The 15,871-nt window shown below is 26.7% G+C and carries 15 protein-coding genes; 12 read left to right on the top strand and 3 right to left on the bottom strand.

The genetic code is table 11. From position 1 onward, the window contains the following. The first annotated feature begins 770 nt into the window (after window positions 1-770). From GOQ29_RS03945 to GOQ29_RS03890, 12 genes are all read left to right on the top strand, one after another. Window positions 771-1,781: a nucleoid-associated protein gene (locus GOQ29_RS03945; protein WP_203371337.1), complete on the top strand. Its 1,011-nt coding sequence runs from the start codon at window positions 771-773 to the stop codon at window positions 1,779-1,781. Window positions 1,782-1,942: 161 nt separating this feature from the next. Beyond that, window positions 1,943-2,629: a response regulator transcription factor gene (locus GOQ29_RS03940; RefSeq protein WP_203371336.1), complete on the top strand. Its 687-nt coding sequence runs from the start codon at window positions 1,943-1,945 to the stop codon at window positions 2,627-2,629. Beyond that, the gene (locus GOQ29_RS03935; RefSeq protein WP_203371335.1) at window positions 2,604-4,676 is read left to right on the top strand and encodes a sensor histidine kinase; all 2,073 of its coding nucleotides are present in this window, start codon (window positions 2,604-2,606) and stop codon (window positions 4,674-4,676) included. The genes GOQ29_RS03940 and GOQ29_RS03935 overlap by 26 nt, the downstream gene beginning before the upstream one ends. 101 nt (window positions 4,677-4,777) lie before the next feature. After that, on the top strand, window positions 4,778-5,449 hold the full coding sequence (locus GOQ29_RS03930) for a response regulator transcription factor (RefSeq protein ID WP_203371334.1): 672 nt from the start codon (window positions 4,778-4,780) through the stop codon (window positions 5,447-5,449). Further along, window positions 5,450-6,442, top strand: a complete 993-nt coding sequence (locus GOQ29_RS03925) for a sensor histidine kinase (RefSeq protein ID WP_203371333.1) — start codon at window positions 5,450-5,452, stop codon at window positions 6,440-6,442. A 112-nt stretch (window positions 6,443-6,554) separates the two neighbouring features. After that, window positions 6,555-7,322 carry an ABC transporter ATP-binding protein gene (locus GOQ29_RS03920; protein ID WP_203371332.1) on the top strand — a complete coding sequence of 256 codons (768 nt, stop codon included), beginning with the start codon at window positions 6,555-6,557 and terminating at the stop codon, window positions 7,320-7,322. Then, window positions 7,315-9,291: an ABC transporter permease gene (locus tag GOQ29_RS03915; RefSeq protein WP_203371331.1), complete on the top strand. Its 1,977-nt coding sequence runs from the start codon at window positions 7,315-7,317 to the stop codon at window positions 9,289-9,291. The genes GOQ29_RS03920 and GOQ29_RS03915 overlap by 8 nt, the downstream gene beginning before the upstream one ends. Before the next feature lie 117 nt (window positions 9,292-9,408). Beyond that, on the top strand, window positions 9,409-11,004 hold the full coding sequence (locus tag GOQ29_RS03910; protein WP_203371330.1) for a spore germination protein: 1,596 nt from the start codon (window positions 9,409-9,411) through the stop codon (window positions 11,002-11,004). Between the two features lie 2 nt (window positions 11,005-11,006). Then, on the top strand, window positions 11,007-12,191 hold the full coding sequence (locus tag GOQ29_RS03905) for a Ger(x)C family spore germination protein (protein ID WP_203371329.1): 1,185 nt from the start codon (window positions 11,007-11,009) through the stop codon (window positions 12,189-12,191). Window positions 12,192-12,207: 16 nt separating this feature from the next. Further along, window positions 12,208-12,426: a hypothetical protein gene (locus GOQ29_RS03900; RefSeq protein WP_203371328.1), complete on the top strand. Its 219-nt coding sequence runs from the start codon at window positions 12,208-12,210 to the stop codon at window positions 12,424-12,426. A 9-nt stretch (window positions 12,427-12,435) separates the two neighbouring features. Next, entirely contained in the window at window positions 12,436-13,524 is a 1,089-nt protein-coding gene (locus GOQ29_RS03895) for a GerAB/ArcD/ProY family transporter (RefSeq protein ID WP_203371327.1), read from the top strand. A 177-nt stretch (window positions 13,525-13,701) separates the two neighbouring features. After that, window positions 13,702-13,950, top strand: coding sequence for a hypothetical protein (locus tag GOQ29_RS03890; protein WP_203371326.1), 249 nt, complete (start codon window positions 13,702-13,704; stop codon window positions 13,948-13,950). 51 nt (window positions 13,951-14,001) lie between these two features. Here GOQ29_RS03890 and spoVAE read toward each other — a convergent pair whose 3' ends face one another. From spoVAE to spoVAC, 3 genes are read right to left on the bottom strand one after another with little or no spacing between them, the layout of a single operon-like run. Beyond that, window positions 14,002-14,355 carry a stage V sporulation protein AE gene (spoVAE, locus tag GOQ29_RS03885; RefSeq protein ID WP_203371325.1) on the bottom strand — a complete coding sequence of 118 codons (354 nt, stop codon included), beginning with the start codon at window positions 14,353-14,355 and terminating at the stop codon, window positions 14,002-14,004. 5 nt (window positions 14,356-14,360) lie between these two features. Continuing rightward, window positions 14,361-15,380 carry a stage V sporulation protein AD gene (gene spoVAD, locus GOQ29_RS03880; RefSeq protein ID WP_203371324.1) on the bottom strand — a complete coding sequence of 340 codons (1,020 nt, stop codon included), beginning with the start codon at window positions 15,378-15,380 and terminating at the stop codon, window positions 14,361-14,363. Then, on the bottom strand, window positions 15,381-15,860 hold the full coding sequence (gene spoVAC / locus GOQ29_RS03875) for a stage V sporulation protein AC (protein WP_203371323.1): 480 nt from the start codon (window positions 15,858-15,860) through the stop codon (window positions 15,381-15,383). Window positions 15,861-15,871: the final 11 nt, after the last annotated feature.

Raw genomic sequence — 15,871 nt, 5'->3', positions numbered from 1 at the left:
ATTTTGCAATTCATTAGAATATGCTACTCTAGTTTGATATAATAGTCCAAAGGCTTAAATTCCGATACAACGCATCGTACATATACAAGTTTACTTTTTAGTGTAATCCCTTGTATCTACTAAATTTGCTTGGTTTTCGCTAACTACTTACGCAAGTAGTTTTATCTATGCACTAATACCCCCAAGGTTCTACCCTATGACTATATTACTTTCGCAATATATGGGATTCACAATAGTTAATTAATATTATATCACAAATTTAGTTGTTGTATCATTATAAAATTTATATATATATATTTATAAAGTTCATAAGTGTTTTTGCAACAGTTCACCTCCCTCCGAGATTATAATATAAATTAGTACCATGTTATAGTACTAACTTATATTATATATTGTTTTAGTGAAAAAATAAAGGATTAATATATTATATTGAAAAATTTATTGTAACAGAATTTTTTATTATTACATACTTTATATTGAAAAGATTTTCTTTTAAAAATCTTTGTACAATATTTTGAAGGGGGTATTCTAATGAGTGGAGCTCGTGGTGGAATATTAGGAGGTCTATTTGACGGAGGTAGTGAGTTACTATTCTTTTTCTTACTATTAGTAGTATTATTTATGCCTTATGGTTTTGGAGGACGTTATTAGTATTTAGAAAAGGGAAGCTTTTGGCTTCCTTTTTTATGTTATCTGTAGACATAATGTAATTAATAAAATAAAATATTAATGAATCTAAAAAGTAATTTTGTAAGGAGTGTATATATAAAGTGGAAGAAAAACAGCTAGAAATACAAAAGATGATAGTTCATATATTAGATAATAATTTAGAAATACCTGTTTTATCTGAAGGAGAACATCCCTTAGAAGATGATATAAAAGAATTTTTGGAAAAACATATATTTCGAATTTTAAATGATGGTTCATTGAGGCCAGCTAGATTTAATGAAGGTTCTAATAGGATAAAGGAAATCTGTACATCTTATAATTTAAGTACATTTGTAGATGATACAAAAGAATTAAGTGAGATGCTATTTGATATTATAAAAATAAATCCTGATATACCTTCAGGAGATATTTTATTTAGTATATTTATATATGAAGGTAGAAATTACTTAGGTATATTTAAATTGAATTATAGAACGTCTTATATTCATAATGTAGATCAGATTAATGAAAAAATGGTTAATTCAATAGTCAAGCAAAAGACTTCATTACCAAATGAAAATCAAAAAGTAGATGAATGTGTATTGATTGATCTTACCACATTAGATATTAGATTGTTGGAAAAAGAATATGATATAAATGGTGAAAAAATGTATTATTTATCTAGACTTTTTTTAAAGTGTAGCAGTAAGAGATCAGAGAAAGAAAAAGTGAATATATTAACCAAAACAACAAAGAAATTTTTAGAGAATAATTGTGAAGGAGATTATGAAAAGGTAGGACAGGCTAAAAAAGCTGTAGTAGAATCTTTAAAAACAAAGGAAGAGATAGATATAGAAGATGTTGCTAATATTATATTTAAAAATAATGTAGAAATGAAAAAAGAGTATATAGATATAATGGAAAAAGAAGGTTTAGAGGAAAAGTCTTTTAAAGTAAATGAAAAGATACAAAAAAGAAATTTTAGAAAACAAAAAATTGTTACTGATACAGGGATAGAGATAAGTGTACCGATTGAATTTTTCGATGATAAGGATAGGATAGAATTTATCAATAATGTAGATGGAACGGTATCTATAGTATTAAAACAAATAGGAAATATAAAAAATAAATAGATAATAAAAGATGGCATATATGCCATCTTTTATTACTTCTTAAGAAAATCTTAAGATTTTTATCAAGTATTTATTAATATTTAATTGCTATTATTATATTGAAGTAAATAATAGAGGTGTGTGATATAATATGAACAAATTTATGCAATGGAGGTATTATGATGAATATTTTAATATGTGATGATGAAAAAGAAATAGTAGATGCAATAGAAATATATTTAAAAAACGAAGGTCATGAAGTATTCAAAGGTTACAATGGAATAGAGGCTTTAGATATAATAGAAGAAAATGAAATTCATCTAGTTATAATGGATATTATGATGCCTCAAATGGATGGTTTAAGAGCTACAATGAGATTAAGAGAGTATAAAAATATACCTGTAATAATGTTGTCTGCTAAAACAGAAGATACGGATAAAGTGATGGGATTAAATATGGGAGCAGATGATTATATTACTAAACCATTTAATCCATTAGAATTGATTGCAAGGGTTAAATCTCAGCTTAGAAGATATACTACATTAGGAAGTATAGCAGAGAAAATTAATGTATTTAAGACTGGTGGATTAGTTATTGATGATGAAAGTAAAAAAGTGACGGTAGATGGAGAAGAAGTTAATCTTACTCCGGTACAATATAAAATTCTATTATTATTGACAGCAAATGCTGGAAAGGTATATTCAATAGATGAAATATATGAAAAAGTATGGAAGGAAACAGCTTTTAATCCAGAGAATACAGTAGCAGTTCATATAAGAAAAATAAGAGAAAAGATAGAGATAAATCCGAAGGAACCAAAATATTTGAAGGTGGTGTGGGGTATTGGATACAAAATTGAAAAGATTTAGTTATTCACCAATAACTAAGACTATAGCATTTATACTTGCAATAGCATGTTTTAGTATAGGAATATATATATTTATAGAATTTACTGATAAAAGCCAAGGAGATCTAGATATTTTTGCACAGGATAGTTATTATGAGAGTTATGAGTTTATTAGTGATTTAGATTTAATTACTGAAAATTTAATTTCCTTAATAAAAGAGTTTAAAAATGAAAAAGAGATAAAATCAGGTAAAACAATTGATGAGGATTATCTACAAGAAAGAACTGAGAGTCTATTTTATGAATGGAGTGATAGTTCTAAAAATTATAATCCTAATTTGTCAGATAGAGAAAATTATAAAGTATTTGAAGAAGAAAATAAAAAACAGATTGAAAAAATGAAAAATGAACAAATAAATGATGATTTACGACAATATAATAATCACTTAAATAGATTAGATAAATACGAAGGAATTTTATATTATGCTACTAATGGAGAAGACATATTTACTAATATTTCAAATAAAAACATAGATTACTTTAAATCTCAACCTTCATACTTAATATATGACAAATTAGATGTTGAAGTTTATCCTAAATCAATAAATGAACATAAATATTATAATTGGTTCAATGATATCACTCATGAGTTAAATGATTCTAAAAATAAATTATATATTGGTTTTACTAGTGAATATTTGAATCCTAAAATGGATGAATGGCAAGAACGTAAAGAATTGGCAACCGATAATGTATATAAATTATTGATATTAGGATTTATATTTTTAATAGCTTTAATATATCTTATATACAGTATTGGAAGAAAAGTTGATGATGATAATATACAATTAAATTCTATTGATAAAATATATAATGATATAAAGGTTATTTTAGCAATTGCATTAATAACTACAGAGATAGTTATTATTGGTAATTTCTATAGAGATATGATTTATGAAATTTTTCTTCCAATTACAATATTGATTGCAGTTGCGGGATTTCTTTTAGTTCTATCATTGATTAAACATTTAAAAAATAGAACATTAATCAAATATTCATTAACTTATAAATTAATCCATAAAATATTTAGATTTTCTCGGGATGTATATGATAGTGGAAGTCCAGCAATAAAAGTTATATTAATAGTAATAGGGTATCCATTATTGGTAGTAGGAACTTTCTTTATGTTTCCTATAACTATTGGATTCGCTATATGGTTAGCATTTAAGAAAGTAAATGAATTTGAGGCTATAAAGGAAGGTGTAAGTAAGGCTAAGGATGGAGATTTGAATCATGAAATAGATATAAAGAGTAATGGAGAATTTAGAGAGTTAGCAGAAAATATAAATACTATTACGGAGGGATTAAATCAGGCGGTGGAAAATGAAGTGAAGAGTGAACGATTAAAAACAGAGTTAATTAGTAATGTTTCTCATGATATAAGAACACCATTAACATCTATAATTACTTATGTAGATTTATTGAAGCAGGAGGATGATCCTGAAAAAATGAAGGAGTATATAGATGTGATAGATAAAAAATCTCAGAGATTAAAATTATTAACTGATGATTTATTTGAAGCATCTAAAGCTAATAGTGGAAATATTCCAGTGAATTATGAAAAGATAGATATTTTATCTCTTATTACTCAAGGATTAGGAGAATTGAATGATAAAATAAAAGAATCTAAATTAGAATTTAAAATTAATAATCCCAAGGAAGGATTTTATGTTAAGGCTGACGGTAGATTATTATGGAGGTCTATAGAGAATCTATTTTCCAATGTATTTAAATATACTCTTGAAGGTTCTAGGGTGTATATAGATATAGAAGAATCAAAAGATAATATAAGATTAGCCATTAAAAATATATCAGCTTATGAACTTAATATATCTCCAGATGAATTAATGGAAAGATTTAAAAGAGGAGATGAATCTAGACATAGTCCAGGTAGTGGATTAGGACTTTCTATAGCTAAGAGTCTAATTGAGTTACAAGATGGAATATTTAATATTGAGATAGATGGAGATTTATTTAAAGTTATCTTAGAATTGCCGAAGTATAATTAAAATAAAGATATAGAGGTATTTACCTCTATGTCTTTATTTATAACAAACTAGAAATTGATGTATACTAATATTATAAATTTTTTATTGAAAAGGTGATATTTATGTATAAAATAATGATTGTAGAAGATGATATGGTAATTGCAAAAGCAATTACAAAACATTTAATTAAGTGGAATTATGAAGTTAGATATATAAAAGATTTTAGAAATATTATAAAAGAATTTATAGAGTTTAATCCTCAATTAGTTTTACTGGATATTTCATTACCCTTCTATAATGGATATCATTGGTGTAGTGAGATAAGAAAGTTATCGAAAGTACCAATTATATTTATTTCTTCTACAAGTGATAATATGAATATGGTAATGGCAATGGATATAGGTGGGGATGATTTTATTGTGAAACCTTTTGATTTAAGTGTATTGATAGCGAAAATAAATGCTCTAATGAGAAGAACATATTCCTTTCAAAGGCAAGTAGAGTTTTTGGAACACAGTGGTGTTATACTTAATTTGAATAATACTTCTGTTACTTATAAAGATAAGAAGTTAGAACTTACTAAAAATGATTTTAAAATTATGCAGGTTCTTATGGAAAATCAAGGAGGAGTAGTATCTCGCAATCTACTTATAAGTAGATTGTGGGAAAGTGATAATTTTATTGATGATAATACATTGACTGTAAATATAACAAGATTGAGAAAAAAATTAGAAACAATAAATGTGTATGATTTTATTAAGACCAAAAAAGGATTAGGGTATGTGGTGGAATAAATGGATAGGAATATAAATGTTTTTTTATCATATGTAAAAGAGAGAAGAGTATGGATTTATGTTTATATTATATTTGCATCTATTTTTTTAATAGTTTTTTATATTTATTCTCTTCCATTAGAGACAGTTTTATATTCTACACTCATATGTGGGTATTTTAGCTTGATATTTATAATACTGGATATATATAAATATTTTAAAAATTATAAATCATTATTAAATATTAAGGAAAATATTACTATAGATAGTCTTCCTACAGTAAAAACTTTGGAAGAAAAGATGTATCAAGATATGATTGCTAAGTTGTATCAAGATAAAAAGGAATTGATTACAAAAACTGATCAAAAAAATACAGAATTAGTAGAGTATTTTACACTATGGACTCATCAGATAAAGACTCCTCTCTCGGGTGCATATCTTTTAGTGGATTTAAATAATTGTGAATTATATGAAGATATTTCAAATCAACTTTTCGAGATAGAACAATATGTAGATATGGCTCTTCAATATCTTAGACTGGAAAATATGTTTTCAGATTTAAGATTAGAAGAATATTCATTATTATGTATAGTAAAAAAAGCAGTAAAAACTTATTCGAAGATTTTTATTCATAAAGGTATAAGTCTAAAATTAAGTGAAAAAGATGTTAGGGTAATAACCGATGAAAAATGGTTATTATTTGTATTAAAACAAATTCTTTCAAATTCATTGAAGTATACACATGAAGGATATATAGATATTTACATTGAAGAGGAAAAAAAATTGGTTATTAAAGATACAGGAATTGGAATTAGTAAGGGTGATATACCAAGAATCTTTGAAAGAGGATTTACCGGATATAATGGACGAATCAATAAAAAATCTACTGGATTAGGACTTTATTTGTGTAAAGAAATTTTAGATAAACTTAATCATGATATATGTATTTATTCAGAGATTGGTATAGGAACTACAGTAAAGATAGATTTATCTTCTATAGAATTAGAAATATGATTAAGCCTTACATAAATGTAAGGTTTAAAAGAGAAATGTAAGCCAATTCTAAGGTAAAACATTTCTCTTTTTATTATACTAAAAGTATAGTAAGAAAATTGGAGGGATTTAGATGGAAATGTTAACAATAAAAAATTTAAAAAAGGTGTATACCACCAGATTTGGTGGTAATAAAGTTGAAGCATTAACAAATATTTCTTTTTCGGTTGAAGAAGGAGAGTATGTTGCTATCATGGGAGAATCTGGGTCAGGAAAAACCACGTTATTAAATATACTTGCTTCTTTAGATAAACCTAATAGTGGAGAAATACTATTAAAAGAAAATAATATATTATTTATGAAAGAAAAAGATCTTGCATCATTTAGACGTGAACATTTAGGGTTTGTATTTCAAGATTTTAATTTATTAGATACTTTTTCATTAAAAGATAATATTTTTCTACCTCTTGTTTTATCTGGAGAGGATTATAAGGAAATGAATAATAGATTAATTCCAATAGCAAAGAGTTTAAAGATTGATCATTTGTTAGAAAAATTTCCATATGAAGTTTCAGGAGGAGAAAAACAAAGAGCTGCAGTAGCTAGGGCTCTTATTACGAAACCAGAAATAATACTTGCTGATGAGCCCACAGGAGCTTTGGATTCTAAAGCTACAGGAGAATTATTAAATGTATTTTCAGAAATAAATAAAAATAATCAAACAATTTTGATGGTAACACATAGTACAACAGCTGCAAGTCATGCAAGTAGAGTATTATTTATAAAGGATGGAGAGATATTTCATCAAATATATAAGGGAGAATTAACAAATAGACAAATGTACGAAAAAATATCTCATGCATTAACTCTTATTGCTACAGGAGGAAACAAAAATGAATAAAATGTTTTATTCTAAATTAGCCATAAATAATATAAAGAAGAATAAAAACACATATTTTCCATATATATTATCTTCTACAGTTATAATTTCCTTATTCTATATTCTTCATGCAATATCACAGCAAGTAGTTGGAGGAAACTTTTTTGGTGTTGGTACCATGTCAACAATTTTGAATTTTGGAGTATATACTGAAGGGATATTTTCGATAATCTTTATTTTCTATACTAATAGCTTTCTTATAAAACAGAGAAAAAAAGAATTAGGGCTGTATAGTGTATTAGGTATGGAAAAAAAGCATATTAGTAGAGTGCTACTTTGGGAAGTAGTATATTCTGGAGGAATTTCTCTATTGATTGGAATATTATCAGGAGTATTATTTGGCCGTCTTATGTTTACAGTATTGCTTAATATATTAAATTTAAGTACATCAATTGAATTTAGTATATCAATAAAGTCGATTATAACAACAATGATTCTTTTTATTAGTACGTTTGGATTAGTAATGTTATTCAATATAATAAGAACTTACATGACAAATCCTATTGATTTAATTAAAGGAGACAAGAAGGGAGAGAGAGAACCTAAGACAAAATGGTTGATGTCAATAGTAGGATTTATATTTTTGGGAATAGGTTATTATCTATCATTAACTATAAAGAATCCTATAAATTCTATAAATGTATTTTTTATAGCAATTATTTTGGTTATATTTGCAACATACTTGTTATTTACAGCAGGAAGTATTACTTGCATTAAAATACTAAGAAAAAACAAGAAATTTTATTATAATAAAAAACATTTTATTTCAGTTTCTAGTATGATTTATCGTATGAAACAAAATGCAGTAGGTCTTACTAATATATGTATATTAAGTACAGCTGTGTTACTTACATTATCTTCTACTATTTCTTTGTATGTAGGTATGGAAGACATTATGAGAACTCGTTTTCCCTATGATGTAATGACTAATTATAAATATGATGGAGAAGAAAATGAAGAAATTGAAAAGCTTATTTTAAATAATGCTGAAAATTATGATGTGAATGTAAATGATATGGTAAATTATAAGAGATTTAGTACGGTTGTTTATTTAGATGAGAATAGGTTCACAATAGATGAAATGAAATTTAATAATAAGTCTATGGAAGATATGTATGAAGCTAACTTATTTACATTGGAGGATTATAATAAATATGAAGGAAAAGATACAGTATTAAATAAAGACGAAATTTTAATTTATACTAATACAGGGGATTTTGATTATAACAGTCTAAATATATACGATAAAAAACTTAAAATAAAAGATCAAGTAGAAGATATTAATTTTGTTAGTGGTATGAATATATTTAATACAATTAATATTATTGTACCTGATGAAAAAGTTTTGAATGAATTGGCAACTATTATAAGTGAAAAAGAAGGCATAGAAAATCATGTTTACTATGAATATAACTTTAATTTAGATGGTAAAAAAGATAATAAAATTGAGTTTGTAACTGAATTAAATAGTAATTTAAAAGAGTCTATAGAAAATTTTGAAAGTATAGAAGATATATATACAAATAGAGATGATTTTTTATCAGTTTATGGTAGTTTATTTTTCATTGGATTATTCTTAGGTACTATGTTTATGGTGGCAACTGTATTGATAATTTATTATAAACAGATTTCTGAAGGATATGAGGATCATGATAGGTTTGTAGTTATGCAAAAAGTTGGTATGAGCAAGGATGAAGTTAAATCAACTATTAAGAGTCAAGTTTTAATGGTTTTCTTTTTACCTCTTGTAACAGCTATTATTCATCTTATGGTTGCATTTCCCGCAGTTACAAAGATATTAGCTCTATTAAATCTCACTAATAAAAAATTGTTCTTAGGTTTTACTGGTTTAATAATATTGGTATTTGTTTTAGTATATGGAATTGTATATAGTTGGACTTCAAGAATTTATTATAAACTTGTAAAGTAAAAATAAGGCTTAAGCATCTAGATGTTTGAGCCTTATTTGTATATTATTAACTTTTATTGGTAATAATTCTTTATATGTATTTAAGGGATTTTGTAAATGGTTGGGATGGATAATAATATGTTTAGAAAATTAGGAAATATATTTAGATATATGAAATTAGAAAAAGAAAAATCTAAGAATAAAAAAATTGATATTTCATTAAATATAGATACTAAAATACCAAAGGATATTAATAATATAGAAATTGAATTAAAAAAAATTTTTGTTGATAGTTTTGATTTTATATTAAGAAAGATAACTATAGGTGATGATTTTAAAAGAGAAGTTATTATTACATATATAGATGGAATGATAAATGAAGAAATTATTAATAATGATGTTTTAGAAAGATTTTTAGAGTTTGATTATAATAAAGATAATGATGAATGGACTAGAGAAGAAGATATAATTCAATTTATAAAAAAAGAGATAATAACTGCATCAGATATTAGAGAAGTTAAAGATTTTAAGAAAACTATAGAAAGCATTCTTTCAGGGGATACTTTAATGTATGTGAATGGAGCGGATAGTGCTCTTGTTATTTCTGCAAGGGATTGGAAAGAACGTAGTATTTCTGAACCAGTTACAGAAAGTGTAATTAGAGGTCCTAGAGAAGGTTTTGTTGAAAATTTAAAGACTAATACTGCAATGTTAAGAAGAAAAATCAAGAATCCAAAATTAAAATTTGAAACTTTAACATTAGGTGTAGAAACGGATACAGATATATGTATTTGTTATATAAAAGGAATTGCTGATGAAAATATAATTTCTGATTTGAAATATAGATTATCTTGTATTAAATCAGATTCAATACTGGAATCTGGATATATTGAACAATTTATAGAAGATGCTCCATTTTCACCATTTCAAACAATTGGAGTTAGTGAAAGACCAGACAAGGTAGCAGGTAAACTTTTAGAGGGAAGAATAGCAATAATTTGTGATGGTACTCCATTTGTTTTGACATTGCCTTATTTATTTGTAGAAACTTTACAAAGTAGTGAGGATTATTATTCTAGAATTCTTTATGCTTCATTTAATAGAATGTTACGATTTATATCTTTTATAATAACAACAATGTTACCAGCATTATATATAGCTTTAATAAATTTTCATACAAAAGTTATTCCTGTGAGATTATTACTATCTATTATGGATTCTCATGAAGGCATTCCCTTTGATCCATTTTGGGAAGCAATATTTATGTCTTTACTATTTGAACTTTTAAGAGAAGCAGGTATAAGAATGCCTCAACCTATTGGGCAAGCTATAAGTATAGTGGGAGCATTAGTAATAGGGGAGTCTGTAGTTGCTGCTGGATTGGCTAGTGAAATAATGATAATTATTATTGCATTAACTGCTATAACAAGTTTTATTGTACCAGCATTATCAGAGTCTCTACCATTTATAAGGATAATTTTAATGATTGGAGCAAATATTTTAGGATTTATGGGGATTGTAATAATGTTAGCAATAATTATGCTTCATCTTTCTTCATTGAGGTCTTTTGGGGTGCCTTATTTAAGCCCTTTTTCCCCATTTAGAAAAGAGAGAATTGAGGATACATTAATTAGAGCACCATTGTGGAGTATGTTTAAAAGTTCAAAATTATCTTCATGGAAATATTCAAATAATTATAGTGATGATAAAAATTATATTGAAAAAGAGGATTAGTTATGAGAACTATATTATATAAAGTAATTTTAACATTAATTATAATTTCTATTTTATTGGGTACCACTGGATGTTGGGATAATGTAACTTTAATTGAAAAAGCAATAGTATTGGGGATAGGTTTAGATAAAATAGATGATGACACTATAGAAGTAACATTACAAATTATAAATCCAGTATCATTAAGTAGTCAAGGTAATAGTAGTGGAAGTACTAATACTAATAATGTTTGGGTACACTCTACACAAGGAGATACTTTATTTGATACTATAAGAAAACAGTTACAAACTGTTAATAGAAAACCATATTATAGTCATCTTCAGTTAATTGTTATTGGAGAAGAATTAGCCAGAAGTGGAATAGGAGAATTTCTAGATTTTTTTGAAAGGGATCAAGAACTTAGATTAGCACCTAATGTAGTAATTGCTAAGGATACTACAGCTAAAAAAATTTTATCGGCTAAAAGTGATTTGGAGAATATCCCTGCAATGCATTTGATGGAGATATTATTAAATGATAAAAGTGATTTTCATATATATAATGTACGTCTCTTTGATATAATAACATCTTTGAATTTTCCAAAAAAAAATCCTACTATAGGAAAAATAGAGATTAAGGAAGAAGTATCTGAACTTAAAATAGCAAATATAGACGTAAAAGGAGCAGGGATATTTTTAGAGGATAAATTAATAGGATGGATAGATGATGATTCTGTTGAAGGGCTAAATTATATATTAGGGAAAGTACAAAATGGACTTATAATAGTAAAAGATCCTTTAAATGAAGAAGAACTGGTAACTATTGAACAGAAAAGGTCAGATACTAAAATAGGTTTAAATATAGAAGGAGATCAATTTAAATATAGCATAAATATAAAGGCTCAGGGAACAATTGGTGGACAACAAGGAGAAGATGATTTAACTAATCAAAAAAATTCAAAGATGTTAGAAAAGAAGGTTGAAGATTCTATTAATAAAAAAGTTCAAAATATTGTGGATTTAGCACAAAATGAATATAAAAGTGATATTTTTGGATTTGGAGAAAAGTTATATAAAGAATATCCAGATTATTGGAAGAATGTAGAATCAAATTGGGAAGATGAGTTTAGTAATGCTTTAGTAGAAATTAATGTAGATTTTAAAATTATAAATAGTGGATTAATAGATTCAGCTAATGAAATAGAGTAAAGGAAGAGGATTAAATATGACAATTAAATTAATAGTACTATTGATAGTAATATTTTTTATTGTTATAGCTATTGATATGCCATATATAAAAAAAAAATCATCTAAAAGAATATTTACAATTTATTTTTCTCTTATAGTGATTGGCTTTATAATGAGTTTATTGCAAATAATAGATAAGGCGCCTGAGAGTCCAGTTGTTTTAATTGAAAAGATAGTAAGATACATAGTATATTGAGGTGTAATTATGTTAAAGAATATAGAGATTTCTAATAAAGAATTGATTATATTGATGGCAGGTTTTATTATTGGTGATTCGATAATTGTAAATATTGCTAGAGCAGTCAAGCAAGATGCTTGGATATCTATAATAATATCTTGGGTATTTGCTTATGTATTAATAGGGATGTATGTCTATATTGCAAAATTAAACCCTAATAAAACTTTAATAGAAATTTTGATAGACATATTTGGTAAATACATAGGAAGAATTTTGTCTGTATTGTATTTATGGTATTTTTTACATTTATCATCATTAATTTTTAGAAGTTATAGTGAATATATTAGTATTGTAGTTTTTCCTGAAACTCCCAGAATATTTATTACTGCATTTAGTTCTGTTGCTTTAGTAATTGGATTAAAATATGGATTAGAAACTATAGCCAGGACTTCTATGATTGCATTTATAATACCACCTATTAGCATTATAATAATTTTATTAAGATCTTTTAAGCATATGGATATTACTAATATACAACCAGTATTAGAATATGGTATGAATCCAATACTAAAGACTTCTTTTGGATTACTAACTTTTCCATTTGGTGAAGCAATTTTGTTTTTAATGATATTTACTTTTGTGAATAAAAAAGAAAAGATATTAAAATCATCTTTTATATCTATAACATTCGTCGGAGTATTACTTATTATAATATCATTAATGAATATAATGGTATTAGGTCCAGAAATGATTAATAGAAATTATTTTAATTTACATAGGACATCAACTGTAGTTCCTGGAGCTATAATAGATCCTTTTATTACGGTAAGTCAGTTAGTTTTAGCTGCAATTCAAATATGGATATGTATATATTCGTTATTAATAGGAATTACTCAGTTATTTAATCTTAATGATTATAAACCTTTTGTTATTCCAATTGTTATAATAAGTGTATCTTTATCTAATTGGTTATATAATAATGTAGCTGAAATGTTTAGAATAGCTCAAGAAATTTATCCTTATTATGCTATACCATTTCAATTTATAATACCTATAATAATTTTAATTATAAGTTTAATAAAGCAAAAAGGAAATAGTAAATCTACTTCAACTTAAGATGATTTTTTAGTAATTTCAATTATAGAATTAGTAGCTTCAAAAATATGTTAAATTAAATTTTTGTATTTTTTTCCTGTAATTTAATAATTTATATGAAATATTAATATTGATGTCTGGGGATAATATTTTTGTAAGCAAAAAGCTTATAATTCAAAGAAGAGGTGAAGAATTTAAATGAGTCATACAAATAATCAAACACCAAACTTAAAAAATTCTAAGGCTGTTGGTCAAGGAGAAAGAGAAAAAGTTAAAAGGAAAATAAATAATCCTAAAAATACTACACAAATGAATTTTACTAATTCAATAGGTAGTGTTCCAAACCTTTCTACTTCTAATGCGGTAGAAAATGCAGAAATGGAAAAAGTTAAACGAAGAATAAGGGAAAGTCAAAATAAAAACTTTCAAAATCCAGGACTGAAATAATTCATTTAAAGTCCCTAAATCATTTAGTGGTTTAGGGACTTTTAAATGAATTTAACCTTTAGGTTTAAATATTAAGGCTCCCATAAATCCAAATATAACTGCAGCTGAAATACCAGCACTAGTTACTTCGAATATTCCAGTGAGAATACCAATAATTCCACTTCTGTTTGCTTCTGATAAAGCACCTTTTACAAGTGAATTTCCGAAACTACTTATTGGAACAGATGCTCCTGCTCCTGCAAATTTTATTATAGGTTCATACCATCCTAATCCTCCTAATATAGCACCTACAACAACAAGTGTAGTGGTAGTATGAGCTGGTGTAAGATTAAATACATCCAGCATAATTTGAGCCACAACACATATACCTCCACCTACTATAAAAGCCCAAAAAAATTTTTCCATAATATTTACAGCACCTCACTTTCTATCATTTCTATCGATACACCGTGAGCTATACAAGGTATACTTTCTTTTTGTTGGTATGAAAGAGGAGATTGTAGAGCACCTGTTGCTACAATTAGTATTTTTTTAAATTCTCCCTTTTTCATACGATTGAGTAAATGTCCATAGGTTACTGTAGCAGAACAACCACATCCACTCCCTCCTGCAATTACAGGTTGTTCTTTTTTATATATTAAAAGACCACAATCAGTAAATATATTTTTAGGAATATTTATGCCATGTTCAGTTAATAAATCTACAGCAATTTGATGACCAATTCTTCCAAGGTCTCCAGTTGCAATTAAATCGTAATATGAAGGTTCAATATTTAAATCCCTAAAATGAGCTTCTATGGTATCTACTGCTGCAGGAGCCATTGCACTACCCATATTGAAAGGATCGGATATTCCCATATCTATAACTCTACCAATAGTAGCAGAAGTAACCCTTGGGCCAGTACCTTTTTGAGATAATAATGCTGTTCCTGCACCTGTAACAGACCACTGAGCTGTAGGAGGTTTTTGGGAACCATATTCTGTTGGATATCTAAACTGCTTTTCTACAGCAGCATTATGACTAGAGGCACCAGCAAGTACATAATTAGCTGATTTACTGTCAATGAGTAAGCTACCTAGAGCTAAACCTTCCATAGAACTTGAACAGGCACCGAATATACCTAGGTATGGAGCGCCTAATGTTCTAGCAGTAAAACTACTGGATATGATTTGATTCATTAAATCTCCACTTATAAAAAACTCAATATCTTCTTTTCTCAGATTTGCTTTTTGTATTGATATTTCACATGCTTGTTCTAAAAGTTTTTTTTCAGCTTTTTCATAACTATCTTGACCTAGCCATATATCTTGATGGAGCATGTCAAAATCCTCAGCTATAGCTCCTTGAGCCTCAAAGGGACCTCCAACTGCTGCAGAAGATATAATTATAGGTTTAGAATTAAAAATCCATGATTGATGTCCTTTTTTCATTTATATCCCACCTAACGCTTGAATAGTAACTTTTATAAGAGAAACAACAAATGCTGAAAACACTCCATAGGCTATTACTGATCCAGCTATTTTAAACATATTACCGCCTACTCCTAAGACAAACCCTTCACTTCTATGTTCAATTGAAGCAGAAGCAATGGTATTTGCAAATCCTGTAATTGGGATAATTGTACCAGCTCCAGCCCATTGTGCTATATGATCGTATACACCGAAACCAGTTAGTAGAACAGAAATGATTATTAGTACTGCTACAGTTGGGTCTCCAGCAGTAGTTTCTGTAAAGTCAAAATATTTTATAAATAGCATTTGTAATGCTTGACCAAATGTACAAATAAGACCTCCAGATAAAAATGCTTTAAGACAATTTTTAATTACAGAAGGTTTTGGTTCTCTTGCTTTAGCAAATTTTTGATATTTTTGTTGTGTTGGAGTTAATTTTTTATTTTTCTTACTAGACATATTTTCAGTCC

It is taken from the genome of Anaeromonas gelatinilytica (genome assembly GCF_016820635.1).
Taxonomy (GTDB): Bacteria; Bacillota; Clostridia; order Tissierellales; family SIT17; genus Anaeromonas; species Anaeromonas gelatinilytica.
This window is presented reverse-complemented; position numbering and strand designations above follow the sequence as displayed.

Bases quoted from the DNA above. Each gene is read 5' to 3' on its own strand.
- GOQ29_RS03895 (WP_203371327.1), top strand. From the start codon at position 12,436: ATGTTAAAGAATATAGAGATTTCTAATAAAGAATTGATTATATTGATG.
- spoVAC (WP_203371323.1), bottom strand. From the start codon at position 15,860: ATGTCTAGTAAGAAAAATAAAAAATTAACTCCAACACAACAAAAATAT.
- GOQ29_RS03920 (WP_203371332.1), top strand. From the start codon at position 6,555: ATGGAAATGTTAACAATAAAAAATTTAAAAAAGGTGTATACCACCAGA.
- GOQ29_RS03905 (WP_203371329.1), top strand. From the start codon at position 11,007: ATGAGAACTATATTATATAAAGTAATTTTAACATTAATTATAATTTCT.
- spoVAE (WP_203371325.1), bottom strand. From the start codon at position 14,355: ATGGAAAAATTTTTTTGGGCTTTTATAGTAGGTGGAGGTATATGTGTT.
- spoVAD (WP_203371324.1), bottom strand. From the start codon at position 15,380: ATGAAAAAAGGACATCAATCATGGATTTTTAATTCTAAACCTATAATT.
- GOQ29_RS03930 (WP_203371334.1), top strand. From the start codon at position 4,778: ATGTATAAAATAATGATTGTAGAAGATGATATGGTAATTGCAAAAGCA.
- GOQ29_RS03915 (WP_203371331.1), top strand. From the start codon at position 7,315: ATGAATAAAATGTTTTATTCTAAATTAGCCATAAATAATATAAAGAAG.
- GOQ29_RS03910 (WP_203371330.1), top strand. From the start codon at position 9,409: ATGTTTAGAAAATTAGGAAATATATTTAGATATATGAAATTAGAAAAA.
- GOQ29_RS03890 (WP_203371326.1), top strand. From the start codon at position 13,702: ATGAGTCATACAAATAATCAAACACCAAACTTAAAAAATTCTAAGGCT.
- GOQ29_RS03900 (WP_203371328.1), top strand. From the start codon at position 12,208: ATGACAATTAAATTAATAGTACTATTGATAGTAATATTTTTTATTGTT.
- GOQ29_RS03940 (WP_203371336.1), top strand. From the start codon at position 1,943: ATGAATATTTTAATATGTGATGATGAAAAAGAAATAGTAGATGCAATA.
- GOQ29_RS03925 (WP_203371333.1), top strand. From the start codon at position 5,450: ATGGATAGGAATATAAATGTTTTTTTATCATATGTAAAAGAGAGAAGA.